The 26737-nt window shown below is 59.3% G+C and carries 26 protein-coding genes; 11 read left to right on the top strand and 15 right to left on the bottom strand.

Annotation, left to right across the window (positions count from 1 at the left end):
* Positions 1-66 precede the first annotated feature (66 nt).
* Positions 67-1377 carry an amino-acid N-acetyltransferase gene (gene argA, locus ABI171_RS08035; RefSeq protein ID WP_348092045.1) on the bottom strand — a complete coding sequence of 437 codons (1311 nt, stop codon included), beginning with the start codon at positions 1375-1377 and terminating at the stop codon, positions 67-69.
* Between the two features lie 196 nt (positions 1378-1573).
* Between argA and ABI171_RS08030 the strand changes: the two genes are divergently transcribed.
* The 3 genes from ABI171_RS08030 (at position 1574) to ABI171_RS08020 (ending at position 3036) form a co-directional block, all read left to right on the top strand.
* A complete protein-coding gene (locus ABI171_RS08030; protein ID WP_348092044.1) occupies positions 1574-2077 on the top strand; it encodes a hypothetical protein in 504 nt (167 codons plus the stop codon).
* Positions 2078-2293: 216 nt separating this feature from the next.
* The gene (locus tag ABI171_RS08025; protein ID WP_348092043.1) at positions 2294-2758 is read left to right on the top strand and encodes a hypothetical protein; all 465 of its coding nucleotides are present in this window, start codon (positions 2294-2296) and stop codon (positions 2756-2758) included.
* Positions 2755-3036, top strand: coding sequence for a type II toxin-antitoxin system RelE/ParE family toxin (locus ABI171_RS08020; RefSeq protein ID WP_348092042.1), 282 nt, complete (start codon positions 2755-2757; stop codon positions 3034-3036). Before ABI171_RS08025 ends, ABI171_RS08020 begins: the two co-directional genes overlap by 4 nt.
* A gap of 81 nt (positions 3037-3117) precedes the next feature.
* On the opposite strand, the gene ABI171_RS08015 is transcribed toward ABI171_RS08020, so the two are convergent.
* From ABI171_RS08015 to ABI171_RS07985, 7 genes are all read right to left on the bottom strand, one after another.
* Complete coding sequence (locus tag ABI171_RS08015) at positions 3118-3462, bottom strand: copper-binding protein (RefSeq protein ID WP_348092041.1); 345 nt, start codon at positions 3460-3462, stop codon at positions 3118-3120.
* Between the two features lie 382 nt (positions 3463-3844).
* The gene (locus ABI171_RS08010; protein WP_348092040.1) at positions 3845-4336 is read right to left on the bottom strand and encodes a cupredoxin family protein; all 492 of its coding nucleotides are present in this window, start codon (positions 4334-4336) and stop codon (positions 3845-3847) included.
* Between the two features lie 34 nt (positions 4337-4370).
* Positions 4371-5765, bottom strand: a complete 1395-nt coding sequence (locus tag ABI171_RS08005) for a copper oxidase (protein WP_348092039.1) — start codon at positions 5763-5765, stop codon at positions 4371-4373.
* Positions 5762-7162: a TolC family protein gene (locus ABI171_RS08000; RefSeq protein WP_348092038.1), complete on the bottom strand. Its 1401-nt coding sequence runs from the start codon at positions 7160-7162 to the stop codon at positions 5762-5764. Before ABI171_RS08000 ends, ABI171_RS08005 begins: the two co-directional genes overlap by 4 nt.
* Positions 7163-7380: 218 nt before the next feature.
* Positions 7381-7776: a hypothetical protein gene (locus tag ABI171_RS07995; protein WP_348092037.1), complete on the bottom strand. Its 396-nt coding sequence runs from the start codon at positions 7774-7776 to the stop codon at positions 7381-7383.
* A 21-nt stretch (positions 7777-7797) separates the two neighbouring features.
* Positions 7798-8187: a Cu(I)-responsive transcriptional regulator gene (gene cueR, locus ABI171_RS07990; RefSeq protein WP_348092057.1), complete on the bottom strand. Its 390-nt coding sequence runs from the start codon at positions 8185-8187 to the stop codon at positions 7798-7800.
* Positions 8188-8191: 4 nt separating this feature from the next.
* Positions 8192-10639, bottom strand: coding sequence for a heavy metal translocating P-type ATPase (locus tag ABI171_RS07985; protein ID WP_348092036.1), 2448 nt, complete (start codon positions 10637-10639; stop codon positions 8192-8194).
* Positions 10640-10852: 213 nt separating this feature from the next.
* Between ABI171_RS07985 and ABI171_RS07980 the strand changes: the two genes are divergently transcribed.
* Both ABI171_RS07980 and ABI171_RS07975 read left to right on the top strand, forming a co-directional pair.
* Positions 10853-11458 carry an amino acid synthesis family protein gene (locus ABI171_RS07980; RefSeq protein ID WP_348092035.1) on the top strand — a complete coding sequence of 202 codons (606 nt, stop codon included), beginning with the start codon at positions 10853-10855 and terminating at the stop codon, positions 11456-11458.
* A gap of 118 nt (positions 11459-11576) precedes the next feature.
* Positions 11577-11777, top strand: a complete 201-nt coding sequence (locus tag ABI171_RS07975) for a heavy-metal-associated domain-containing protein (protein WP_348092034.1) — start codon at positions 11577-11579, stop codon at positions 11775-11777.
* 70 nt (positions 11778-11847) lie between these two features.
* Here ABI171_RS07975 and ABI171_RS07970 read toward each other — a convergent pair whose 3' ends face one another.
* The 6 genes from ABI171_RS07970 to yjgA form a co-directional block, all read right to left on the bottom strand.
* Positions 11848-13725 carry a DUF885 family protein gene (locus ABI171_RS07970; RefSeq protein WP_348092033.1) on the bottom strand — a complete coding sequence of 626 codons (1878 nt, stop codon included), beginning with the start codon at positions 13723-13725 and terminating at the stop codon, positions 11848-11850.
* Between the two features lie 179 nt (positions 13726-13904).
* Positions 13905-14312, bottom strand: a complete 408-nt coding sequence (locus ABI171_RS07965) for an SRPBCC family protein (protein WP_348092032.1) — start codon at positions 14310-14312, stop codon at positions 13905-13907.
* An 80-nt stretch (positions 14313-14392) separates the two neighbouring features.
* Positions 14393-15055 (bottom strand): hypothetical protein, encoded by a 663-nt coding sequence (locus ABI171_RS07960; protein WP_348092031.1) that lies wholly within the window; start codon positions 15053-15055, stop codon positions 14393-14395.
* A 173-nt stretch (positions 15056-15228) separates the two neighbouring features.
* Positions 15229-15897 (bottom strand): alpha/beta hydrolase, encoded by a 669-nt coding sequence (locus tag ABI171_RS07955; protein WP_348092030.1) that lies wholly within the window; start codon positions 15895-15897, stop codon positions 15229-15231.
* 195 nt (positions 15898-16092) lie between these two features.
* Entirely contained in the window at positions 16093-16746 is a 654-nt protein-coding gene (gene mog, locus ABI171_RS07950; RefSeq protein WP_348092029.1) for a molybdopterin adenylyltransferase, read from the bottom strand.
* A complete protein-coding gene (yjgA, locus tag ABI171_RS07945) occupies positions 16706-17326 on the bottom strand; it encodes a ribosome biogenesis factor YjgA (protein WP_348092028.1) in 621 nt (206 codons plus the stop codon). Before yjgA ends, mog begins: the two co-directional genes overlap by 41 nt.
* 76 nt (positions 17327-17402) lie before the next feature.
* On the opposite strand from yjgA, the gene pmbA reads away from it, so the two are divergent.
* The gene (pmbA, locus tag ABI171_RS07940) at positions 17403-18767 is read left to right on the top strand and encodes a metalloprotease PmbA (protein ID WP_348092027.1); all 1365 of its coding nucleotides are present in this window, start codon (positions 17403-17405) and stop codon (positions 18765-18767) included.
* A 95-nt stretch (positions 18768-18862) separates the two neighbouring features.
* On the opposite strand, the gene cfa is transcribed toward pmbA, so the two are convergent.
* Entirely contained in the window at positions 18863-20026 is a 1164-nt protein-coding gene (gene cfa / locus ABI171_RS07935) for a cyclopropane fatty acyl phospholipid synthase (RefSeq protein ID WP_348092026.1), read from the bottom strand.
* 478 nt (positions 20027-20504) lie between these two features.
* Here cfa and ABI171_RS07930 point away from each other — a divergent pair, with 478 nt between their 5' ends.
* From ABI171_RS07930 to xylB, 5 genes are all read left to right on the top strand, one after another.
* Positions 20505-22052, top strand: a complete 1548-nt coding sequence (locus tag ABI171_RS07930; RefSeq protein ID WP_348092025.1) for a sugar ABC transporter ATP-binding protein — start codon at positions 20505-20507, stop codon at positions 22050-22052.
* A 52-nt stretch (positions 22053-22104) separates the two neighbouring features.
* Positions 22105-23091, top strand: a complete 987-nt coding sequence (locus ABI171_RS07925) for a ribose ABC transporter permease (protein WP_348092024.1) — start codon at positions 22105-22107, stop codon at positions 23089-23091.
* 102 nt (positions 23092-23193) lie between these two features.
* The gene (locus ABI171_RS07920; protein WP_348092023.1) at positions 23194-24132 is read left to right on the top strand and encodes an ABC transporter substrate-binding protein; all 939 of its coding nucleotides are present in this window, start codon (positions 23194-23196) and stop codon (positions 24130-24132) included.
* A gap of 77 nt (positions 24133-24209) precedes the next feature.
* A complete protein-coding gene (locus ABI171_RS07915; RefSeq protein WP_348092022.1) occupies positions 24210-25199 on the top strand; it encodes a LacI family DNA-binding transcriptional regulator in 990 nt (329 codons plus the stop codon).
* A gap of 31 nt (positions 25200-25230) precedes the next feature.
* Positions 25231-26715, top strand: coding sequence for a xylulokinase (gene xylB, locus ABI171_RS07910; protein WP_348092021.1), 1485 nt, complete (start codon positions 25231-25233; stop codon positions 26713-26715).
* Positions 26716-26737 lie beyond the last annotated feature (22 nt).

The raw sequence follows: 26737 nt of genomic DNA, 5'->3' as shown, positions 1-26737 counted from the left end.
CCCTGTCTGGCAGGGCCGCTTATAAAATAGGGATACGGGGTGTTTGACCGTTGTCAGGTCGTGATTTTATAGGTTCTTGATCAGTACCAGCGATTTTCGTTGCCAGTTATACATATGCTGGCGATCTTTCGGCAAGTCGTCCACGGTGGCATGGACGAAACCGCGCCGCAGGAACCAGTGCGAAGTGCGGGTGGTCAGCACGAACAGCTTGCTGAAGCCGGCCGCGCGGGCGCGGCTTTCCATATGCTTGAGGATACGCTCGCCGTCGCCTTGCGCCTGCACTTCCGGGTTGACCGTGAGGCAAGCCATTTCCGCCATTTTTTCCGTTGGAAAAGGATACAGCGCGGCGCAGCCGAAGATCACGCCGTCATGCTCGATCACCGAGAAGTAATGAATTTCGCGTTCGATCAGTTCACGGCCGCGTTTGACCAGGGTGCCATCGTTTTCCAGCGGTTCGATCAGTTTCAGGATGCCGCCGACGTCTTCAATCGTGGCTTCGCGCAGGCTTTCCAGGTTTTCGTAGGAAATCATGGTGCCCACGCCATCGTGGGTAAATAATTCCAGCAAGACCGAACCGTCGGTGGCGAACGGCACCACGTGGGCCCGCGGCACGCCGGCGTTACAAGCCTTGATGGCGTGCTGTAGATAGAAGGCGGAATCGGCAGGCAGGCAGCCGCTGTCCAGCACGGCTTGGGCCTGGTGCGAAGACAGTTCGCGGATTTCAGTCTCGCCGGCGTCTTTCATCAACGGCGTTTCGCTGATGAAGATCAGTTTTTCAGCGCGCAGCGAAATCGCCGCCGAGACGGCGACGTCTTCCATGGTCAGGTTGAACGCTTCGCCGGTCGGCGAGAAGCCCAGCGGCGACAGCAGCACCAGGCCGCCGGCGTTCAGGATCGGGTGGATGGTGTCGTAGTCGATCTTGCGCACCACGCCGGTCAGCTGCAGGTCGGCGCCGTCGATCACGCCGAGCGGACGGGCGGTGACGAAGTTGCCGGAAATGATACGGATCGCCGCATGCGCCATCGGGGTGTTGGGCAAGCCCTGGCTGAAAGCGGCTTCGATATCCAGGCGCAGTTCGCCGGCGGCTTCCTTGGCGCATTCCAGCGCCGCGGTATCGGTAATCCGCAAGCCGTTGTGAAAGCGCGCTTCGACATTACGCAGCGCCAGTTGTTCTTCCACCTGTGGTCGCGAGCCGTGCACGATGACCACTTTGATGCCAAGCGCATGCAATAGCGACAGATCCTGGGCCAGCACCGGCAGCGCGCCGGCGGTGACCAGTTCGCCCGGAAAGGCGACCACAAAGGTCTTGCCGCGAAAGGCATGGATATACGGTGCGACAGAGCGCAACCATTCTACGAATTCATTGGGGTTTTCCATGCCGCACATTATATACAGGACACCGGATCGGCTGCAGGGATTCAGTGATTTGCAGGCAGTTTTATCGCGGCCGTCGCTGTCCCGCGACAAGTCAGGAGAACCTGCGGGTAGTTGGCGGCTTTGCTATAGCCGAGAAATTACAGCCTTACCTTAGCGCGCAGGTCCGCGGCCCCGCCCGCAATGCGATAATTCGCCCATGATAAATACGATTTCAGTGGAATTTGAACCGGCCGATGTGCAGCAATTGTTACAGCATGCCGAGGCGGCGACCGAGCATCTGCCCTGCATGGGTGACCAGTTTGTCGCCAAATATTATGCCGGCGGCAAAGTGATCACCAAGAACGACTGGCCGGATGTCAACCAGCTGGAGCTCTCAAGGATCCCGCCAGCCCTGTTTCTGGTCAACGATTCGTTTCTGATGAGCAATGGAATCAATTCCGAACAAGCCATCGCCTGCGTCTATAAAAACGGCCATATCCCCTCTGAGCAGCAGAACGAAAGCGATGCCTTTGCGCTTGGTTCGGAGGAGTTGCCAACCGTGACCAGGCTATTGGTCAGGGATTTTTCCGGTATAGAGACTGCGCAGAAGGTCAGGATCACGTTCGAGCATGATCCACGCAAAGGGCCGGTGGTCACGCTGGAACTGGTGGATCCGGCAAATGAGACGCCGGATATCAGGGTGGTCAGTCGTCGGCAATGAGTTGGTGGCGGGGTAACGATTTCCTTTGGGACTTGCAAGTTACTGCGGTCCGAGATGAATGTCCGGTAGTCAGATCCAACGTTCAAACCAGCGTCATGTTCCACTGCGATGTAAGCTTTCCCGTATTTATGTTCACATATATGCCAGCGTGTCAGCGGTAGGGTAATATCACTATATTAAGTGTAATTGTCACTTATATAGATATAGTGAGAAAAAATGGCTCCCGATCTGATCACGCCGAACATCCTGAAAGAGCTGGTTGCCGCCAATGCGGTGAACAGTACATCCGTTATCGGCGACCAGGGCGGCTATATCGTCAGGGTTCGCTATGGCGCGCTGGAGCGCCTGCTTGCCGCACGCAGCAACAAGGGTGAACTCAGCGTGCGCAAGTTCGCCTCGCTCGATGCGGTTGATCATTTCCTGCGCGTTCGCGTCAATCTGACGCATTACGAGGTGGACAGCAAAGACTTCACCCCGGCCGAGCGCAAGCCGCGCTACGCATTGGCGGCCGAGCGTCTGAAACTTGCACATCAGGCCGCCGCCTATGACAAATGGCTGAAGGCCGAGATTCAGGAAGCAATCGATGATCCACGGCCGAGTATTCCGGACGACGAGGTAAAACGGCATTTCGCCAACAAGCGCGAAGCCTTGCGAAAACGCATCACAGCTGAGCCGTCTTGAATCTTGTATGGAAACCGTTGGCGCTGCTTGACCGCGAGCAGATCATGGACTACATCGCCCGGGATAAGCCCTTAGCCGCGCTGGAGCTGGATGAGTTGATCGAGCACAAGGTGGATCAATTGATCGAGCGGCCGGATTTATATCGCGCTGGCCGCAAGAGAGGCACGCGGGAAATGGTGGTGCATCCGGATTACATCGTGATTTATCGGGTGCGCAAAGACATCGTCGAAATTTTGCGTGTTAAACATACTAAACATACGGCGCAGCAGTGGCCTTGAATTTCAGTTTCCTTCTGCATGGCTGAAGAGGCCGTCTGCATGCAAGGCATTCCTCGCATGCAGACATGGCATCTCGGCTGATTATTCCGCGAGTTCCAAGCTGACGATTGTCAAAGCACCATCCACCTTGTCCACCGCAAATTTGACCTTGTCACCCGCCTTGAACTGTTCCAGCATCGCCGGATCGCCTGCCTTGAACAGCATGGTCATGGCGGGCATGCCGAAGTTGGGGATTTCATCGTGCTTGATGGTGATCTTGCCGGTGGCCGGGTCGACCTTGCGGATTTCGCCGGCGACCATTGGCAGCGCGGTTTCGTCGGCCGGTGTGGTTTGCACCTCGTTGGCATCGCTGTTGCCGGCTATGCTGGTGAGGGGGATACCGATGATCAGGGTAGTGAGGATAACGATTATCTGCAGGTATTGCATGGTCTGGGTCCTTTCAAACTGAGCGTTTCAATTTGGCATGTTGATCAAGTCGCTAGTGGGGGGATGGCTGAGAATACTCCGGCTGTTCCGCTGTATATGCGGTCGCCTGAGTACTTATCAAGCGCCGCTTTTATACGGATTAATGCCGATACTCCGTGACGGCAGGCAAAAAGTACCGGTTTTTTACAGCTGGTTACTAAGAGGCTGTTGCAAAATTAAGATGGCTAGGAGGTGCAACAACGCCAGGTTAATTTTGCAACAGTCTCTAAATATCAAAATGATATTTTCATGGGGCGCCCGGGAATATCAGGCGATGCATCCAATACCATTCGATCCCGGTTGATCCACGTTTGCCGTCGTAAATTCAGCCATCGGGTTTAACTCATTGTGCGTCTGCATTGCCTGCCGAGGCAACGATCTGCCCCTTCATGCCGGCTTCGTAATGTCCCGCTTGCAGGCACGCAAAATCCACCGTGCCGGCGCGGTCGAACTTCCAGATCAGCTCACCACTTGCGCCGGGTGCGACGCTGACCTGGTTGTCGTCTTCGTGCTCCATTTCCGGCATCTTGCGCATCAAGGCTGCGTGTTCCGCCAGCTGGGCGGGGCTGCCGATCACCATTTCATGCTTCAGCTTGCCGTTATTGACCACTAAAAATTTGACGGTTTCACCTTGTTTGACGCGGATATTGGCAGGCGTAAAGCGCATGTTGTCGGCCATGTCGATCTTGACGGTGTGCGTGACGTCCACCACGATGCCGGGTTGGCCCAGCGCGGCGGCGCCGTCGGCATGATGATGGCCGGTGTCGGCATGTGCTGCGCTGGAGAGGGCCAGCAGGCCGGAACAGAGCAGGGGGGTGACGAGGGAAATTTTCATGTACGGCTCCTTTGGTTGATGAAAATATAAGGTCTTATTGATGGCGATGCGTCGTCGGCTTGACGACGTTGACTACGGTCTCTTTGGCCGAGCCGGCCTGCGGGCTCGGATTGGCGGCGTTGCCGGCAAGCGGCAGTTCGGCTGCCGCACCTTGCCATTCATAGGCGACGCTGCCGGCCGGCGCCCGGTACCAGCCGGGATCGCGATAATCGTTGCGGGCCAGTCCGGCGCGCACTTTGACCACGCTGAACATGCCGCCCATCTCCAGCGAGCCGTAAGGTCCCTGGCCACCCATCATCGGCAAGGTGTTGTCCGGCAGCGGCATTTCCATGTCGCCCATGGAGCCGCCTTTGTCGCCCATCACCATATAGTCCGGGATCAGCTGGTTGATTTTCTTCAGCACCGATTTCTGGTCGATGCCGATCATGGTCGGTACCTCATGGCCCATGGCGTTCATGGTGTGGTGCGACTTATGGCAATGCAGGGCCCAGTCGCCCAATTCGGTGGCGTCGAATTCGATGGCGCGCATCTGGCCGACAGCGATATCGGTCGTCACTTCCGGCCAGCGGCCGGCCGGCGGGGTCCAGCCGCCGTCGGTGCCGGTCACCACGAATTCATGGCCGTGCAGGTGGATCGGATGATTGGTCATGGTCAGGTTGCCGACGCGGATCCGCACCCGGTCATGCTGCCGCACCACCAGCGGATCGATGCCGGGAAAGGCGCGGCTGTTCCAGGTCCACAGATTGAAATCGGTCATCTGGTTGACGCGCGGCGTGGCGGCACCCGGTTCGATGTCGTAGGCGTTCAGCAAGAACACGAAATCGCGATCGACCCGCATCAGCGTTGGATCTTTCGGATGGGTGATCCAGAAGCCCATCATGCCCATCGCCATCTGCACCATTTCATCGGCGTGCGGGTGATACATGAAGGTGCCGGCGCGCCTTGCCACAAACTCGTAGACAAAGGTCTTGCCGGGTTTGATGCCGGGCTGGGTCAGGCCGGTGACGCCGTCCATGCCGTTCGGCAGGCGCTGGCCGTGCCAGTGCACCGAGGTATGTTCGGGCAGCTTGTTGGTGACGAAAATCCTTACCCGGTCGCCTTCCACTACCTCAATCGTCGGCCCCGGACTCTGGCCGTTGTAACCCCACAGGTTGGCTTTCATGCCGGGAGCAATTTCGCGTACGACCGGCTCCGCCACCAGGTGGAATTCCTTGACGCCGTTGTTCATGCGCCATGGCAGCGTCCAGCCGTTCAGGGTGACTACCGGCTGATAAGGCCGGCCATTAGCCGGGGCGAGCGGCGGCTGGGTGCCGGCCTGGGTTTGCAATACGGCTTCCGGCAGGCTGGCGGCGGCGATGCGGCTGACGGCGCCGGCGCTGACTGCCAAGGCGGAGCCTTGCAAAAAAGCGCGTCTCGAAAAATGATTCATGGTTGTTTGCCTTGCATGGATGTGTTGACGGCGGCTTGTGGCGGCTGGTTTACGGGGCCGCCCAACGCCAGCTGGATGGCGCTCTCCGCCATCCAGAAATCGCGGCTGGCGTCGATGGCGGCGTTCACCGCATTGGCTTGTTCGCGAGAGTCGGCCAACAACTCGAACACGCTTGACAGCATGCCGTTGTAGCGCAGCAGATATTCATCCGAGATGCGCTTGCGCAGCGGCAACACCTGATCGCGATAATGGCGCGCGAGGTCGTAAGCGGCTTGATAGTTGGCATAACTCACGCGCACTTGCGATTGCGCATCCAGCGCGGTTTCGGCGAGCTTGTGCGCGGCTTGCATATAGATCGCTTCCGATTTGGCGACGCGCGCGCCGCCCCAATCGAACAAGGGAATTTCAAGGCTGACCTGGTAGCCGGTTTCACGCGATGCATCGGGTTCGGAATTGTGCAGGTAAGCCAGTTCCAGCACGTTGATAAAGCGCGTGGCGCGATTCAGTCCCAGTGTTTTCTGCAAGCTCTCCACTTCCAGTTTCGACGCGGCGATATCCAGCCGTTGTGTCATCGCCAGCTGTTCGCTGTCTTGCAACGACGGGCGTTGCTTCGGCAGCTCCGGCAGTTGCTGCGGCAGCTTGAATCCGGCTTGCTCGCCGCTGACGCCAAGCAGCCGGATCAATTGCTCCCGAGCCGCTACGGCCTGCTGCCGCGAACGCGTCAGCTGCGTCACTGCATCGGCATGAAACACTTGTTCGCGGGCCAGCTCCAGCTGGTTGAAATTACCCGCCAGCGCCATCTTCGCCGCCAATTCGCTGCCGGCGGAAGCGGCGCTTTCAACCTGTTCCTGATAGCGCACGCTCTGGCTTGCCGCCACGCTCTGGTAGTAGGAGTCGCGGGTTGCCGCGGCGACTTGCAGGATGCGGTTGGCGGTCGTCAGTTTGCGGATCTGGAACTGCTGCGCTTCGATGCGGGAAGTCACCGGCAAGGTCAGCAAGCCCATGACCGCCATCGAAAAGCTGCGGTCTATCTTGATGTCGCCGCCGCTGCGGGTGCGGCCGAAACTGAAGCCGGGATTGGGCAAGCGGCTGGCTTGCACCCAGCTTGCTTCGGCTATCCCCAGTTCTTCATAATCGGCTTGCAGTCCGCGATTGTTGAGCAAGGCGATCTGCACCGCGTCGTCAACAGATAGCGGCTTCTGCAAGAGTTGCTGCACCATTTGGCGGCTGGCGACGCGTTCCACCTCTGTGCGTGTTCTTGGCGGTGTTTGGCCCAGACCGGGTTTTGCCAGCGCGACGACGTCGCTAAAACCCTGGTCCGCGCTCAGGCTGGCGCATCCAGCGAGGGTGGCCAGCAGTGTGGCAGCCAGTACACGTCTGCGTAAAAAGATGAACATGAAATCCTCGATAACGGATCAACGACAGCGCAATGCGTCAGCGTCGTTTCAGGACGCCCCGGAACAACGTCGACATCCCCACGCACGCGGGGATCCAATTTAGTGAGTAGCATGGATTCCCGCGTTCGCGGGAATGACGCTTAGAGCGCAACTAATGCATTGGCTATCAGGCAAACTTGCCTATCCGGATTGGAAGGCAAGGCGTTTGAGTGATGTCGTTACGCGAGCAGGGAAGGAGGGCGTTCGGGATTTTCCGGCGTATAGCCGACAAAACCGGAGAGAGGGGAAGAAAGCGGGTGAATGACAGGCAGCGGCTGAAGCGTCGCCAGTGGTGAATCCATCGGCAGCACGCCAACGCAGCAGGCGGCGCAGGAACTGCATGAGTGCCCTTGCGAAGCATGATCATGGCCGCCATGTGCCGGCTGCCCTGCGGTTTGGGCATCGGCATGATGATGCGCCATGCCTGCGTGACCAGCGACATTTGCCGCAACTGGAGATGTCGTCACATTTTCCGATCCGCAAAAAACCATCGCCGCCGCCGCATATCCCTGTAACGGGAGCGCCAGCGCCAGCAGCAAGATCAACAGGTTCTTCAGGCGGGTTATGGAAAACATGGATGGGATTCTAGCATCGATCTACAACTTCGCAAGTCCGTCGAGAATCGGACACTCAGGCCGTGCATCGCCATGGCAGTGGCGAGCCAGTTGTTCCAGCGTGCCTTTCATCGCCTGCAGCTCCTTGATCTTGTCGTTCAGTTCGGCGATGTGCGACAGCGCCAGCTGCTTGACCTTGCTGCTGGGACGCGACTGGTCCAGCCAGAGGCCGATCAGCTCGGCGATCTGCTTCATCGAAAAGCCCAGCAAACGGCCCTGGCGGATAAAGCGCAGCAGGTGGATATCGCGTTCGGCATAGGTGCGGTAACCGGCGTCGCTGCGGTTGGCGGCCGGGATCAGGCCGATTTCCTCGTAGTGCCGGATCATTTTGGCCGAGACGCCCGAAGCGTTGGCAGCATCGCCGATATTCATGGCTTTATTTGACATTGGGTTCTTCCTTGGCAGATAAAAGCCCGGCTGGCCGCCAGCGGTGCAGCAGCAGGGCATTGCTCACCACGCTGACGCTGCTGAACGCCATGGCGGCGCCGGCCAGCACCGGGTTCAGATAGCCCAGCGCCGCCAGCGGAATGCCGACCAGGTTATAGATAAACGCCCAGAACAGGTTCTGGCGTATCTTGTTATAGGTGCGGCGCGAGATATCGATGGCGTCGGCCACCAGCCCCGGATCGCCGCGCATCAGCGTGATGCCGGCCGCCTGCATGGCGACGTCGGTGCCGGTCGACATGGCGATGCCGACATCGGCTGCAGCCAGCGCCGGCGCATCGTTGATGCCGTCGCCGACCATCGCCACCACGCTCGCGCCGGCCTTCAGATCGATGACTGCCTTGGCTTTGTCGGCCGGCAGGATTTCTGCATGGATCTCGCTGATGCCGAGCTGGCGCCCGACTGCATTGGCGCTGCCCCAATTGTCGCCGCTCAGCATGGCGACGCGGATGCTGTGTTGCTGCAGGTGCCGGATGGCGGCCTTGGCAGTGGCTTTGATCTCGTCGCCAAAGGCCAGCAAGCCGGTTACGCTGCGTTTGCCATCCTGTTCTGTGGCCAGCCAGGAAATGGTGCGGCCATCGGCTTCCAGGTTTTTGGCCTGGTCGGCCAAGGTGGAGATATCCACGCCCAGTTCTTGCATCCAGCGGCTGCTGCCCAGATAGCATTGCCGATCGTTGACGCTGGCTTGCACGCCGCGTCCTGCCACTGTCTGCACGCCGGACGCATTGAGTTCCGGTGCGATGCCGGCCTGTCCGGCGGCGGCGATGACGGCGCGCGCCAGAGGATGTTCGCTATTGCGTTGCACGGCTACCGCCAGCGCCAGCAGATCGCTGGCTGTAACTCCGGCTGCGGGGAGATAGTTGAGCAAGGTCGGGTGGCCGACGGTCAAGGTGCCGGTCTTGTCGAAAGCGACCACGCTGATGCGGTGAGCGATTTCCAGCGCCTCCGCATCCTTGATCAGGATGCCGTAACGCGCCGCGATGCCGGTGCCGGCCATGATCGCCGTCGGCGTCGCCAGCCCCAAGGCGCATGGACAGGCTATCACCAGTACCGCCACCGCGTTCAACAATGCCTGCTGCCAGTCGCCGCTGCTGAAGCCCCAGCCCAGCAAGGTCAGCAAGGCAATCAGCAAGACCACCGGCACGAACACCGCGCTGACCTGGTCTACCAGGCGCTGGATCGGCGCCTTGGCGGCCTGCGCATGTTCCACCATGCGGATGATGCGGGCCAACGTGGTCTCGGCGCCGATGGCGGTGGTGGTGACCAGCAGCAGGCCGCTGCCATTGATGGCGCCTGCGGTAACGTGGTCGCCGCTCTGCTTGTCTATCGGCAGGCTCTCGCCAGTCAGCAAGGATTCGTCGACCTGGCTTTGGCCTTCCAGCACGACGCCGTCCGCCGCAATGCGTTCGCCGGCGCGGACCACCACCACGTCGTTCAACTGCAAAGCGCTGATGGCGATCTCATGGTCGACGCCGTCGCGCCGCACCGTCGCACGTTCCGGGCGCAAGGCGTTCAAGGCCCGGATGGCGTCGGCGGTCTCGCGCTTGGCGCGGGTTTCCAGCCATTTTCCCAGCAACACCAGCGTGATCACTGCCGCTGATGCTTCAAAATACAGATGCATCATGCCGCCATGCGCGGCGGATAACAGCAGATACAGCGACAAGCCATACGCCGCGCTGGTGCCCAGAGCGACCAGCAGATCCATATTGCCGCTGCCTGCCTTCAGCGCGCGCCAGCCGGCGCGGTAGAAACGGGCGCCGAGCCAGAATTGCACCGGCGTCGCCAGCGCCAGTTGCCACCAGCCGGGCAAGGTCCAGCCGCCGCCAAATGGCATCATCAGCATTGGCAGGATCAATGGCAGCGTCAGTACCGCGGCGGCGGCAACCGGCCACCAGCTTGGCAATGCCGTCTTGGTGGCCATGCTCGCCGCTGTGTCTGGTCCGGAAACGGGAACTGCTGCGTCATAACCAGCTGCCTTGACAGCCGCAATCAAGCGTTCGATTGGCACGCTGCCGGCGGTATTCACGGTCGCTTTTTCGCTGGCCAGGTTGACCGCCACATGTTGTACGCCGGCGACTTTGAGCAAGGCTTTTTCGATCCGGCTGACGCAAGAAGCGCAACTCATGCCGGCGATATCCAACGTGACTTCCTGCTGTCTGACCAGATAGCCGGCCTTTTCCACTGCGGCCACCAGCGGACCGATGGTGGTTGCGCTGTCTCCTTGCACGGTCGCCAGTTCAGTCGCCAGGTTGACGCTGACATCCTGTACGCCGGCGACTTTGCGCAATGCCTTTTCGACATGGGAAACGCAGGAGGCGCAGCTCATGCCGTCTATCGTTAGCTGGAATTCGGTCAATGCCGGGATGCTGCTGCTGCTCATGATGGGCTCAGCTCAAGAAGTGGGGGTAACTTGATAATGCAGCTTCCTATGATGGGAAGGTCAAGCACCATTTTAGCAGTGTGCGCTTTTGGCTGTTTTTTGCTGTCAAAAGCTCTACCGCCTATACGCAACCGGCTATATAGGCGAGGGGGCAAGCGCGTTAGGATTCCTGTCCAAAGCCCCATTCGCCAGTTAACTTGCCAGGAACACATCATGTCCAAACCAGCCAATTTTGAAAATTATCATATCCGCAAGTGGTACACCCAGATCGACGACACGCTGGCCAATGAAAACGGCATGCTGGCCGACGGCAAGCCGCTGCGCAAGATCGTCATCGCCGCCGCCATCCACAATCCCTACGCCGGCCGTTTCAGCGAAAACCTGGATCTGATCCTGGCCAATTCGCCGGCGCTAGGCCATGAATTCGGCCGCCGCATCGTCGCCGTGCTGGGACAAGAACAACTGGAAAGTTATGGCAAGGCCTGCATCGTCGGCATCGCCGGCGAATACGAGCACGGCAACGCCTTCCTGACGCCAGCCATGGTGATGCCGATCCGCGAAGCCATCGGCGGCGGCAAAGCCTGGATCCCGTCGGCCGGCAAGCGCGGCGTACCCGGCACCGAGCTGGATATTCCGCTGGCCCACAAGAATGCCCTGTATGTACCATCGCACTATGACAGCATCACCAGCCAGTTCTTCGATGCGCCGAACGCGGATGAAGTGGTGGTGGCGTTTGCAATAGCTACACGGGGCCGCCTGCATGCGCGCCTGGGCGGTTTGAAAGCCAATGAAATCGAAGGCAAGAACGGCTTGAACTAATTTGCACGTGGTAATCGCTGCACAATTTTATGCGCGTGGAATTCGGGCTTGACCTTGCTACCGTGGGAAGGTTTATAGTGGGTACAGATAGATGCAGGATTAACCCACGGAGCAGAACATGATTGAATTCAACGTGCAGGACATGACTTGCGGCCATTGCGCCGGCCGCATCACCAAAGCCATCAGTGGCGTCGATGCGGGCGCCAAGGTGGATATCAAGATCGACAGCCACACTGTGTCGGTCCAGAGCAATGCGAGCAGCGATGAACTGGCTGAAGCCATCAAGGATGCCGGCTACACGCCGCAATTGCGATCCTAGGCAGGGGAAACGGGGCGGCATCGCTCGACGCCGCCCCGCTCGGATTACTTTGCTGTTGGCCCAATAATCATCACGTGTTTACCTTGACGCTTGCAATATAGCGATCGATCACGGTCGGCAACACAGTCAAGGGCACACCACCACACTTCACCAGCGCGTCATTGAATCCTGCCAGGTCGAATTTGCCGCTCAGCGCCAGTTTCGCCCGTTCGCGCTGGCGCAGGATTTCGTTGTGGCCCATCTTGTAGCCGCAAGCCTGTCCCGGCGACACGCAGTAGCGGTCGACTTCGCTGGTCATTGCGGCTACGCCGCGCCCGCTGTTTTCCACCATGAACTGGATTGCCTGCTGGCGCGTCCATTTCTTGGCGTGCAGGCCGGTATCGACCACCAGCCGGCAAGCGCGGAACATCTGCGCCTGCAGATAGCCGATCTGGCTGAACGGATCATTTGCATACACGCCGAACTCGTCCACCAATTGCTCGGCATACAAGGCCCAGCCCTCGATAAAGGCATTGAAACCCATCATCGAGGTAATCAGCGGCAGCTCTACATGGTGTTCGGCCAGATAGGCTCCTTGCCAGGTGTGGCCGGGAATGCCTTCATGCGCGGTCAGCGTGGCGATTTCCGATTTCGGCCACAGCGTGGTCGATTTCAGGTTGATGTAATAGATCGCCGGCCGCGAGCCGTCCAGCGCAGCGAAGTTCATGTAACCCAGCGCTGCGCCGGCTTCGATATCGGGCGGCACGCGTTTGATCACCAGCGGCGCTTTCAGATCCAGATGCGAGATTTGCGGCATCAGCTTGCGCACCGCGGCAACCCGTTCGTTGCAATACGCAATCAGCTGTTCGCGGCCATGGTCGTCGTCGGCGTAAAAGCGCTTGGGATCTTTCGACAAGCCCAGTAAACGTTCGCCAACCGTGCCCTGCGTGATTCCCTGCGCCTTGAGGATGGTATCGATACGTGCCTGCAGCATCTTGTTTTGCTCGACGCCGATCGCATGGATGTCTTCGGCGCTGCGGGTGGTGGTGGTTCCCAGCTTCAGCGCCCATTCGTAATACGCCGCGCCATCGGGCAAGCGGTGCACGCCGGCGACATCGGTGGCCTTCCCGGTTGCTTTGGCGAAGGCAGCGATCTGGCGCTCGAGCGCCGGATACACTTTCGAGTTCACCAACGCCGTCGCGCGCGCTTCCCAATCGCCCGCAATGTCTTGCTGCCTGGTGCGCCGGGTAATCGACGTGACCAGTTTCTGCGCCGCCGCCGGCGTCTTGCGATAAGCGTTCAACTGCTTGAGTGCTGTGTGTGCAATGAATGAGGGCGGCATGATGCCCTTGCCAGCCTGTTCCGCGATGCGCGTGCTCTCCTGATCGAGCAGACGGGCCAGTGCCGCCACGCGCTCCAGATAGGCTTCCGCATCGGCGGCATTGGCGATCTGATGTTGCGAATCGAGGAATTCAGGCACGGCGGTCAGCGCGCCATCCTGCTGCGTAACCGGGAACGGATCGGTGCCGCCGTAGAAACCGCTAGCAGCCCCGCCATAGGAAAAGCGCAAACCGTCCACCCCTTCAGTCGCCGCATAATGCACGCTATCGTAGCGGATTTGCGCATCCGGGCCAAGCTTGGCTCTATCCACCGCATCCATCCGCACCAGCATCGATTTGACCTGGCTGGCCCATGCGGCATCACCGGCAGGTGAGCCATCTTGCAGACGCGACTTGAGCGCAGAGCGGGCGCCGGAATCGAGTCCGAGCGAGGTCGCCGAGGTCGGCGACAGGCGCAGGATTTCTTCCGCGAAATCGGCCAGCATGCCGTTGAATTTCTGGTCTGTTGGAATGTTTTCTTTTGCCTGCGCATGGACGAGGCCGGGCAGGGCGGTAACGGCGGCAGCGGAAAGCGCGGTGAGCAGCACCTCGCGGCGGCGGCGGGAAAAATTCTGAGGCGTATCGATCATGGAATCCTTGTTGGAGTAAAATAATTGATGCCATTTCGACCGTGCCGCGAGCGCGCGAACGGTGTCAACGGAATTTATGTGCCGAGATTCAGGAACGCCCGCTTACGGTGCCGAAGAAATGGCAAGCATTGCGTTCCAATATACCGGTGAGATTGTATGCGGAAGTGCGGACTGCTGCTTCAGGACTGCTCCGCCAGCTTCTTGAGAGCGGCAAGCACGTCCGGAAAATCATGCGTCACCATCGGACCGAACTCAGCGGCGCCCGGCCCGGTGATTCCCGTGCTGTAGACGATTCTCGTGCGGCCGGACGGCAGCAGTACCAGCCTGTGATTGACAAGGACACGCGTGTCATCCACCACGGTTTCGTCAATGAAGCTCTCGTTGTTTTTGACCTCAACCAGCGTGCTGGTCAATGCATCCTGCCCCGGCGGCCGCATCGTAAAAGTCGTGTCCGCAACAAACGGCCCATGCAGTTCGATACTCTCGATACCGGTGTTCCAGTCCTTCCAGCGCGCTACGTTTGCGAGCAGCTCCCAGACGCGTGCAGGAGCCGCGGATGTTTCAATGCTTTCTTCGTGAGTCCACATAGTTTCTCCACGGGTTGTATGGTGTAAACGTGAAAGATGCCGTTGAATAAAATTGGTTGAAATACCTGGCGTGAGATAAATTAATTGACGCAACTCGGATAAGGCGCAGCCTCGCCAGCCACAATCGGACAAAGCTTGATCGGATTCAACTGCCTGAATTTTTCCGTCCATTTGCTCACATCGATAACAATCGGCGTCGCCGATGGCGCAGCTCTTTCAGCCCACTGAATCGTGTAATAGTCGCTTTGCCCCTTGATCACGGCGATCATCGCCGCTTCACTGGTTTTGCCGCCGGTGGTTGGCGAGGTGCCGCAGGAGGCTACCATCACGAAAGAGTCATAGCCGCTGAGCTTCCCGGCGGCGATTCCTTGTGCGCTGAACGAAGCCGGGCAGGCGCGCTGGAAGCCGGCAGCCATGTTTTCTGCGAATGATTGCGGGCTGACGTCCGGCTTCAGGGCGAGATCTTTCATGCCTGTGAGCGTGATCATCTGGCTCCATGCGTCGACGTTCTCTTTTTCCAGCACCGCTTCGCGGATATAGCGCGGCCCCCGGGTATTTTCAAATGCGATCTTGAAACCTGGCGGGTAGGGCAGCACCAGCAGCTGGCTGAAAATCGGTGTAATCGATTTCACCGGGTAGCCCAGTTGGGGATACTGCTCGACGCTCTTGACGGCGTCGGCGGCATGGGTGAAAGCAGCGCATGCGGATAAGATCACGCCGAGGACGATTCTGGTCTTGTTCATGGCAATCAAATGTTTGTCGGTGGCGTCATCATAAGTCCGATATTTCCAAAGTGCAATTGTTAAAAAAATACCCCGCCTGTGGAGCGGGGTAGTGATATTCGAGCAAATTTAAGCAGGGCTTGGTTTGCCTATGATCAGGCTGCCGATGCAAGCGGCTGAGCCGGCCTGCCGGTTTAAGCCAGCACGCGGCGCAGCCAGTTACCGATGTCGGCGACTTCTTCGGCGCAGACGGAATGCTGCATCATGTATTCATGCCATTCGACCTGGTAGCCCAGTTGCTGCAGCAGGTCGCGCGATTTTTCTGCGCGGTCGATCACCACCACAGGGTCGGCGCGGCCATGGGCCTGGAAAATCGGCGTGTGCTGGTTGGCAGCGTGGCGTTCGGCGGCGATCTTGTCGCTCAACGGCAGGTAGCCGGACAGGCACATCAGGCCGGCCAGTTTTTGCGGATAGCGCAAACCGGTTTGCAGCGCCATTGCGCAGCCTTGCGAAAAGCCGGCGATGACGATCTTGTCGGCTGCAATGCCGAGCGCGATCTGTTGCGCGATCAGGGCTTCGATCTCGGCTTGCGATTTGCGCAAGCCGCCTTCATCTTCACGCCGGATCAGGTCGGTGGTCAGGATGTCGTACCAGGCCGGCATCACGTAGCCGTTGTTGATGGTCACCGGAATCGCCGGCGCGCTCGGGAATACAAAGCGGATGCCGGGGCAGCCGCTCAGATCGAGTTCTTTGACGATAGGGACGAAATCGGAGCCGTCGGCGCCAAGGCCGTGCATCCAGATGACGGCTGCGCTTGGTTTATCGGAGGTGGTGATTTCCAGGGTTTCAAGAGTGCTAGGCATGGCTTGGTCCGGGTGAGAGTAAATGTTTGATGGCATTAAATGCTTAAAGGCTTATCCACGGAAAGCACGGAAAAAGACCAAAGAATTCCTTTGAATTTCCCCGTGTTTTCCGTGGGCAAAGGTTTTTCTGTTCTAGAGCAAGAACGTTGATCTGAATGTGGCTTTGTTGCAGTGGCCGAAGTCGCCGGATACACGTTAATCAAGTGCCGGCTTTGCAGGTTTGATCGCCGACTTCGGCCGGAACGCCTTGCAGACCGCCTCGTTGGTGTCGATATACGGACCGCCGATCAGGTCGATGCAATACGGTATCGCCGCGAAAATGCCGGAGACCTTCTGCTTGCCGTTGGCATCCTTCAAGCCTTCCAGGGTTTCCTTGATGGCTTTCGGCTGCCCGGGCAGATTCAAAATCAGCGCGGCATGATCGGTAGTTTCGCGAATCACCGCAACCTGTCGCGACAGGATCGCGGTAGGCACGAACTGCAGGCTGATTTGCCGCATCTGTTCGCCAAAACCGGGCATTTCCTTGGTCGCCACCGCCAGCGTCGCTTCCGGCGTGACGTCACGCCGCGCAGGGCCGGTGCCGCCGGTGGTCAGGATCAGGTCGCAATGATGCTTGTCTGTCAACTCGATCAGGGTTTGCTCGATGAGCGGGCGCTCATCGGCAATCAGCCTGGTTTCGACTTGCCAAGGGCTGGCAAGTGCTGCCGCCAGCCAGTCTTGCAAGGCCGGAATGCCCTGGTCCTGGTAAACCCCTGTGCTGGCGCGGTCCGAAATCGACACCAGGCCGATTTTCAAACCGCGCGTCGTTTCAAGACTCGTGGCGGGCATCGTAGTGAGCGTCGTCGTCATCTTGATCCAGGTCAGCCAGGTCGTCGCCGTCGTCAGCCGACGGTTTTTGCAACTGCTTGAGCAGCTGGAAAATTTCGCGATAAGCTTTCGGCGGCTTGTTCTCGGCCTGCTCCTTGCGGGCATTGCGGATCATGGTGCGCACGTGCTGCACGTCCAGCTCGGGATGGTGCGCCAGCAGCTCGGTGAGCACGCTATCGTCCTTCAACAGGCGGTCGCGATGGCGCTCCAGCGCGTGCATGGCGGCGGTGTCGGCTTTCGACAGGCCTCTCCAGCTATCCAGGGTTTTCTGGATTTCAGCGATTTCGTGCGGCTCCAAAGTGCGCATTTTCTTGCCGACGTATTGCGTCTGGCGGCGGCGTCCTTCGTGGTCCTTGATTTGCTGGCATTCGAGGATGGCGTCGCGCACATCTTCAGGCATCGGCACGCGCTTGACGCGGTCGCGCGATTCGGCGATCAGTTCTTCGCCGAGCTTCTGCAATGCAGTCATCTCGCGTTTGAGTTGTGACTTGGAGGGACGATCGTATTCTTGTTCGAACTCGCTGGACTGAAAGCCGCAGGAGCCCCGATTCGGATTTGGCATGATGTTAAGGGTGCTTCCTTACTGTAAACGACTGCTATGATACCCTTTTTATACCTTATTCAAAGAAAACCGACCCATGAGCGACTCCGTATTTATCCATAGTCAAGACCAATTACAACAGCTGGCGCAGGATGTGTTGCGTTATGCGCGGGAAAAAGGCGCTTCCGGCGCCGCGGTTGAAATCAGCGAAGGCAGTGGTTTATCGGTGGGCGTACGCAAGGGCAGCGTCGAAACCATCGAGCAAAACAAGGATAAGGGCATGGGCGTCACCGTCTATCTGGGCGAGGAAGGCCATACCCGGCACGGCAACGCCAGCACCTCCGATTTTTCAGCCAAAGCCTTGCAGGATACGGTCGAAGCGGCCTACAACATCGCCCGCTTCACCGCCGAAGACGACTGCGCCGGTTTGCCGGATGTTGACGATTTGGAAATGAATCCGCTGGATTTGCAGCTGTGCTCGCCTTGGCTGATCTCGGCGGAAGAGGCGGTTGAACTGGCCAAGCGCTGTGAAGCGGCAGCATTTGCCGTCGACAAGCGCATCACCAACAGTGAAGGCGCCGGCGTCTACGCCCAGCAATCGCACTTTGTCAGCGCCAATTCGCGTGGCTTCATGGGCGGCTATCCTTTTTCGCGGCACACCATTTCGGTGGCGCCTATCGCCGGCAAGGGCAGCAACATGCAGCGCGACGACTGGTATTCGTCGATGCGCGATGCGAAACAACTTGCCAAGCCGGAAGCGATCGGCCGCTACGCCGCAGAGCGCGCGCTGGCGCGGCTGAATGCGCGGCAACTGGATACCCGCAAATGCGCGGTGCTGTTCGAGGCGCCATTGGCAGCGGGTTTGCTGGGTGCGTTCGTGCAAGCGGTATCGGGCGGCGCGCTGTATCGCAAATCCACGTTTTTACTGGATACCCTGGGTAAGCCGGCATTTGCGCCGCATATCCAGATCGTCGAAGATCCGCACGTCATCGGCGCGGTCGGTTCGGCGCCTTTCGATGAAGAGGGCGTCAAGACCCGGCGCCGCGATGTGGTCAAGGACGGTGTGGTGCAGGGTTACTTTCTGTCGACCTATTCGGCGCGCAAGCTGGGCATGAAAACCACCGGCAATTCGGGTGGCTCGCATAACCTCAGCATGACGTCTTCGCTGACCAAAGCCACCGATGATTTCAAGGCGATGCTGAAGAAGCTCGATACCGGCTTGCTGGTCACCGAACTGATGGGGCAGGGCACCAATTACGTCACCGGCGACTATTCGCGCGGCGCTTCCGGTTACTGGGTGGAGAAGGGCGTCATCCAATACCCGGTCGAAGAAATCACGATTGCCGGCAACATGAAAGACATGCTGGCGCAAATCGTCGCCATCGGCGCCGACACGCTGATCCGGGGCACCAAGCAGATTGGTTCGGTGCTGATTGAAAGCATGACGGTCGCCGGCAATTAGACCGCGCTTAAAAAACGCCGTCTAGGCGCCCCCAGCTGCGCGCCCCGATCATTCCCGCGGACGCGGGAATGACGCCGGATGAGTTATCCACTGCGCTAGCGCACTGAGCGATACTGGCCCTTGCGGCCGCGCTTGCTCAGCACCAGTTGCCACAGCTGTCCCTGGCCGGAGCGGAAAAAACCGGCCGAGGACAGGATGAAGTATTTCCACATGCGGTAGAAGCGCTCGCCGTACTTGTCTTGCAGCGTTGGCCAGGCCTTCTCGAAATTGTCCCACCACGCCATCAGCGTGCGGTCGTAGTCCTGGCCGAAATTGTGCCAGTCCTGTATCAGGAATTTCCCTTCCAGCGCAGAGGTGATTTCCTTGGCCGAGGGCAGGTGGCCGTTCGGGAAAATGTACTTGTCGAGCCAGACGTCGCGTTTTTTTTCGGTCTCGTAATTGCCGATGGTATGTAGCAAGAACAGGCCGTCCGCCTTCAACAGGCGGGCGACGCCATCGAAATACTCGTCGTAATTTTTTGCGCCCACAGCCTCGAACATGCCGACTGAAACGATCTTGTCGAATTGCCCTGTGAGCTCGCGGTAATCGATCAGTTCGATCGTGACCGGCAGTCCGGCGCACCGTGCCTGCGCCAGCTTCTGCTGTTCCTTTGACACCGTAATGCCGACCACTTCCGCCTGATAGTGTTGCGCTGCATGGCGCGCCAGGCCGCCCCAGCCGCAGCCGATATCCAGCAGGCGTTCGCCTGGCTTTAGCTCGAGCTTGCGGAAGATCAGGTCGAGTTTGTGCAGCTGAGCCTGCTCCAGGTTCTCGGCCTTGGGCCAGTAGCCGCAGGTATATGTCATGCTGGAATCCAGCATCTTTTCAAACAGATCGTTGCCGATGTCGTAGTGCTGTTCGCCGACCTGGAAGGCGCGCTTGCGGCTTTGCAGGTTGAAGAATTTCTGCCGCAGGATTTCCAGGAAGAAGCCGATTTTTGCCGGACCGACCACCGTTTGCTCGAGGTCGTGGCTGGTAACCCTGAAAAAGAATTCGTCCAGCTGCTCGCAATCCCAGTCACCATCCATATACGACTCGCCGATGCCAAGCTCCCAGGTCGCAAACATCTTTTGAAAGAACGCCGGATCGTGGATTTGCATGTCCCAAGGCTGGTCGCCGTTAAGGCGGATGCCGGCGTGTTCAAATAATTTGCTGATGATTTTCGCGCTATTCGTATCTGGGATCATTGGCGTTGGCTGGCCGGCTTTCACATTATTCATGCAGCAATTCCCTTTTTAATTGGAGTTATTTATACACGGATGGAATCTTTGCGTCGGGCAGCTTTTATGAGCGGAATTCTTGTCATGGAAGCTCGGGGGTAAGGGTAGCACCGCTTCGCCAGGTTTAGGTTAAGAAAGCGTTAAGTTCGATTCGGCTGACTTTGGCGGCAAAAAAGCAAGCGCTTGCGCAAGCGCTTGCTTTCCACTAATATTGGTCTCAAATCAGGTCGCCGGCATCATTTCCCGGTCGAGACGGCCTAGGTAAAAAAGCATAAACGCCTGGAGACAAATGAAAATTCCGCACCGCTATGGGGTGATCCGACCTCGCCGCCCATTGTCAAAAAACTCTATATTGAGCATTCGCTCGCGTCTGAATGTTGCCCTCTATTGGCGATTGCTTGACGGCATGCGGATGCTTGCATCCTGTTATCCGTGTTTTTTGTGAGATCGAATATTCATTCAGCTTGAGGGGCAGCCCATGAAATCAGCGTCAGATGCAACACCCATCCTGGAAATGCGCGGTATTTCCAAGACCTTCAGCGGTTTGCGCGTATTGAAAGAAGTCGACCTGACCGTCTTCGCCGGCGAAGTGCATGCCTTGATGGGTGAAAACGGCGCCGGCAAGTCGACCTTGATGAAAGTCTTGTCCGGTGCGCATTCAGCGGACGCCGGCGGCGAAATCCGGATCGACGGCAAGGCGGTCGCCAACTACGGTCCGCGTGCCGCCAAGGAACTCGGCGTCGCCGTGATCTATCAGGAATTGAGCCTGTGCCCGAACCTGAGTGTGGCGGAAAACATTTACCTCGGCCGTGAGCTGAAGCGCAGCTGGACCGTCGACCGCAAGGCGATGGAAGCGGGCTGCGTCGATGTGTTGACGCGTCTCGGCGCCGACTTCAAGCCGCAGACCAAGGTCAGCACCTTATCGATCGCCGAACGCCAACTGGTGGAAATCGCCCGCGCGATCCACGCCCATGCGCGCATCCTGGTGATGGATGAACCCACGACGCCGCTGTCTTCCCGCGAGACTGACCGATTGTTCGCACTGATCCGCCAGTTGCGCCAGGAAGGGTTGGCGATCGTGTATATCAGCCATCGTATGGCAGAGATTTACGAATTGTCGGACCGCGTTTCGGTGCTGCGCGATGGCAAACACGTCGGCATGCTGGAGCGCGACGAATTGTCGGCCGAGGCGCTGGTGAAAATGATGGTAGGCCGCGATCTCTCCGGTTTCTACAAGAAGGAACATGCGCCATACGATCCCGGCAACGTGGTGATGCGGGTGCGCGATATGGCCGACGGCGGCCGGGTTCGCGGTTGCAGTTTCGATCTGCATGCGGGCGAGGTACTGGGCATCGCAGGTTTGGTCGGGGCCGGGCGCACCGAACTGGCGCGCTTGATTTTTGGCGCCAATCCGCGCATCTCCGGCACGCTGGAAGTGGCGGGAAAGGCTGTCGCCAGCTTGCGCGGACCGACCGATGCGATCCGCGCCGGCGTCGTCTACCTGACTGAAGACCGCAAGGCGCAAGGGCTGTTTCTCGACATGAGCGTGCGCGACAACATCAACGTCTGCGCCTGTGTGCCCGATTCTCGCTACGGTGGTGTGCTGGACCGCCGCCGTGGCGCCCAGCGCTCTGCGGAAGCGATCAAGTCCTTGTCGATCCGGGTTGCTTCCGGCAGCGTCAATGTCGGCGCACTGTCGGGCGGCAACCAGCAAAAGGTATTGCTGGCGCGCCTGCTGGAAATCAAGCCGCATGTGCTGATCCTGGACGAGCCTACGCGCGGCGTCGACATCGGCTCCAAATCGGAGATCTACCGAATCATCAACGAACTCGCCAAGGCCGGCGTCGGCGTGGTGGTGATTTCCAGCGAGCTGCCGGAAATCGTCGGCACTTCGGACCGTGTGCTGGTGATGCGTGAAGGTGAACTGGTGGCGGAACTGGGCGGCCATTCGGGACGTGAGATCACCCAGGAAAACATTATCGAACTGGCGACCGGCGCGCAGCAGATAGAGCCGCAGGCGGCTTGAACCGGGGCGCAAGATGGCAATCATGAATCAGAATAGCAAGGAGACACATATCATGGGAACAAGTAGCAACGTCACGGCCGAGGCGGTCGGCAAGCGCGAGCAGGTACGCGGTCTGTTACGCACGGTCGGCATGCTGCCAGTGCTGCTGTTGCTGATACTGGGTTTCGCCCTGATGAGCGAGAATTTCTTCACGGTGCAGAACCTGTCTATCGTCACCCAGCAGGCCTCGGTCAACATCGTGCTGGCCGCCGGCATGACCTTCGTCATCCTCACCGCCGGCATCGACCTCTCGGTAGGCGCGATCCTGGCCGCCTCGGCAGTGGTGGCGATGCTGGCGTCGCTGTCGCCACAATTCGGCATGCTGGGCATTGCCGCAGGCGTCGGCTTCGGCCTGCTGCTGGGCTTGACCAACGGCGTGCTGATCGCCTTCATGCGGCTGCCGCCGTTTATCGTTACCCTCGGAGCCCTGACCGCGATGCGCGGTCTGGCGCGATTGCTGGCAGATGACAAGACGGTATTCAACCCCGACTTGCCATTTGCCTTTATCGGCAATGATTCGGTGCTTGGCGTGCCTTGGCTGGTGATCATTGCGCTGGTGGTGGTGGCGGTGTCGTGGTTCATCTTGCGCCGTACAGTGATCGGCGTGCAGATTTATGCGGTGGGCGGCAACCATGAGGCGGCGCGGCTGTCTGGCATCAAGGTCTGGAAAGTGCTGTTGTTCGTGTATGCGGTTTCCGGTTTGCTGGCCGGCCTCGGCGCAGTGATGACGGCTTCGCGCCTGTCCGCCGCCAATGGCTTGCAGCTAGGGCAATCCTACGAGCTGGATGCGATCGCCGCAGTGATTTTGGGGGGCACCAGCTTTACCGGCGGCGTCGGCTCGATCGGCGGCACCTTGATCGGCGCCTTGATCATTGCGGTGCTGACCAATGGCTTGGTGCTGTTGGGGGTGTCCGATATCTGGCAATACATCATCAAGGGCATCGTGATTATCGGCGCCGTAGCGCTGGACCGTTATCGGCAATCGGGTGCGCGGACTTGATGCAGACTTAATGCGGACTCAATCTTGACAGACCACCGGGTGCGACAAGCTGGTCGTTGCATCCGGACTTTTACATGACCAGTAACAGGAGATAGGCACATCATGAAAAAACTCGCTCTCGCAGCAATTCTTCCGCTCGCTCTGGCAATGACCTTTTCAGCATCGGCACAGGCGCGCGAACTGAAATCGGTCGGCATCACGGTCGGCTCGCTCGGCAATCCTTATTTTGTGACGCTGGCTAACGGCGCCAAGGCCAAGGCGCTGCAGATCAATCCCAACGTCAAGGTCACCGCGGTATCCGCCGATTACGACCTGAGCAAGCAGTTCACCCAGATCGACAATTTCATTGCAGCCGGGGTCGACCTGATCCTGCTGAACGCCACCGATCCGGTGGCGATCGAACCTGCGATCAAGAAAGCGCAGAAGGCAGGCATCGTGGTGGTGGCGGTGGACGTTGGCGCCAAGGGCGTCGATGCGACGGTGCAGACCGATAACGAGCTGGCCGGCAAGCTGGCTTGCAAATACCTGGTCGATAAACTGGGCGGCAAGGGCAACGTGATTATCCAGAACGGACCGCAGGTGACCTCGGTGATTGATCGCGTCAAAGGCTGCAAGACCGTGCTGGCCGCCGCGCCTGGCATCAAGGTGCTGTCGGATGACCAGGATGGCAAGGGCTCGCGCGAAGGCGGCTTGAATGCAATGCAAGGCTACCTGACCCGCTTCCCTAAAATCGATGGCCTGTTCGCCATCAACGATCCGCAAGCGATCGGCAGCGATCTGGCCGCCAAGCAGCTGAAGCGCAGCGGCGTCATCATCACTTCGGTGGACGGCGCGCCGGATATCGAAGCGGTATTGAAGACCGACAGTTCGATCAAAGCCTCCGCCAGCCAGGATCCTTGGGCGCAGGCACAAGATGCGGTGGCGATCGGCTACGACATCCTCAACGGCAAGCGTCCTGCCCAGCCAACTGTATTGCTGGCGCCGGTGCTGATTACTAAGGATAATATCGCCAGCTACAAAGGCTGGTCCAGCAAGCGCTAAAGCAAGGCATGGCGGCTGTTAAAGCCGGACAGCCGCCCGTTTGCAGCAAAAAAAAGAGAGGGAACACAGTGGCAACCATGGATGATGTCGCAAGAATTGCGAAGGTATCGACCTCGACGGTCTCGCATGTCTTGAATGGCACGCGCAAAGTGCGGCCGGCGACGGTGCGCGCGGTGGAGGCGGCGATCCAGGCGCTCGGCTACATCCCCAACACGCTGGCGCGCTCGCTGGCGCGTTCCACCTCGAATACCATCGGTGTCGCCATTTCCGCTCTCTCCAACCACTATTTCAGCGAAACCGTGCATGCGATTGAAACCGAATGCGCCAAGCACGGCATCATGATGCTGTATGTCGATACCCGCGACGATCCGGAGCAGGAACTGCGCGCGGTCAAGGCGCTGCACCATCGGCGGGTCGACGGCATCTTGTTGGCGCCGTCCGCCGATCCGCAGCATCTGGCGCTGGAATACCTGCGCGCCAACGAGATTCCGGCGGTGCTGGTGGACCGCCTGATGGCGCAGGGATTCGACCAGGTCGGGGTGGAAAATAAAAAATCTTCGCAAAAACTGGTCAGTCACCTGGTCGAGCATGGACATCGGCGCATCGCCCTGATTTCCGGCCGCGCCGGCCTGACCACCACTGATGAACGGATCGAAGGCTACCGTGCCGCACTGGCCGCCGCCGGCTTGCCGTTTGACGCGGCGCTGGTGGTCAACGGCGAATCCAGCAGCGAGCCGGCACGCACCGCAACCCGCGCGCTGTTGACCCTGGCGCAGCCGCCCACCGCTATCATGGCTGCCAATAACCTGATGACCATCGGCGCCATGCACGCGCTGCGCGACGCCAAGGTCGACGTGCCGGAACAGATTGCACTGGTCGGTTTCGACGATTTCGACTGGGCCGATTACTTCGTGCCGCGCCTGACCGTGATGGCGCAACCGGTAAAAGAGCTTGGCATGCGCGCCGTCAAATTATTAATGAAGCGGATCGAAGAACCGAGTGGCAAAAAACAGACGGTACGGCTGGCGCCGACGTTGCGCGTGCGCAATTCATGCGGATGTCTTTGAACCGGATTCCTCCTACAGAAAATGGAAATATATGGGTAGTCCCATCTCGCTCGGGATTGATCTCGGCACGTCCGAGCTGAAAGCCGTATTGTTGGACGAGTACGGCACCGTCCTGGCGCATGCCAGCGTCAGGCTGACGATTTTGCGGCCTCAAGCCGGCTGGTCCGAGCAGAATCCGGAAAACTGGTGGCAAGCTTGTTTGACGGCTTTGCATCAGCTAAGGCAATCCCACCCGGACGCCTACGCGCGGGTGTGTTGCATCGGCCTCTCCGGCCAGATGCATGGCGCGGTGCTGCTGGACCATGCCGATCGCGTGTTGCGTCCAGCCATCCTGTGGGACGACTCGCGGGCCATCGCGCAGGCGCAATGGCTGCAGAATGCGCATCCGGAGTTTGCCGCAGTCACCGGCAGCTTGCCGATGGCCGGACTGACGGCGCCCAAGCTGTTATGGTTGAAACAGCATGAGCCGCAGGTTTTCAGCGAAATTTCCTGTGTCTTGTCTCCTAAGGATTACCTGCGTCTGCGCCTGACCGGTGAGCGTATCAGCGATGTTTCCGACGCCGCCGGCACGCTATGGCTGGATGTAGGCAAGCGCGACTGGTTCGAGCCGATGGTGCAGGCCTGCGGACTTCGACTCAGTCAGTTGCCGCGTTTGGTCGAAGGTTCGGCCGCTGCAGGCGGTCTGACTGCCGAGGCGGCCGCGCAGCTCGGATTGCGCGGGCAATTGCTGGTGGCGGGCGGTGGCGGCGATAATCCGGTGTCGGCGGTCGGCATCGGCGCGATTGACGCCGGCCACGGTTTCATCACGCTGGGCACCAGCGCGGCAATAGTCGCCATCACCGATCATGCGGCAGGCAATCCGGTCAGCGCAGTGCATAGTTTTTGCCACGCGCTACCGCAACGCTGGTACACCATGGGAGCCATGCTGGCGGGCGCCAGCTGCCTGCGCTGGATTACCAATCTATTAGGGCAGACTAGCGAGCAAGCCTTGTTGCAATTGGTGCAAGCCGGCTTGCCGCAGACACAACCGGTCGCGGCAACGCTACCGCTGTTCTTGCCTTATCTGGCCGGTGAGCGCACCCCGCATAACGATCCCCTGCTGCGCGGCGGCTTCATGAACCTGGGCTACGACAGTTCTGCGGCGACGCTCGGCTACGCAGTGCTGGAAGGCGTGGGTTTCGGCTTGCTGGATGCGATGCATGCGGTGCAATCGGCTGGAGCGACAGTCGGCGCCTGCGCGCTGGTCGGCGGCGGCGCCCGCAGCAACTATTGGGCGCAATTGTTATCCAATATCCTCGACAGGGAAATTTATACCTTGTCGGGCAGCGAGCTTAGCGCGTGCATCGGCGCGGCCAAGCTGGGTTTCCTGGCATATGGACGGGGCGGCGATTTGCTGCAGAACGGCATGCCGGTCAAGGAACGCTTCTTTCCCATACCCGCACAACAGCCGATGCTGCAAGAGCGCTATCAGAAATTCCGAGGATTATTGGCAGCTGCGCAAGCCCTGCACGATTGATTTTTTTGCATCTTATCCATTC

It is taken from the genome of Collimonas sp. (genome assembly GCF_039923675.1).
Classification (GTDB): domain Bacteria; phylum Pseudomonadota; class Gammaproteobacteria; order Burkholderiales; family Burkholderiaceae_D; genus Collimonas.
This window is presented reverse-complemented; position numbering and strand designations above follow the sequence as displayed.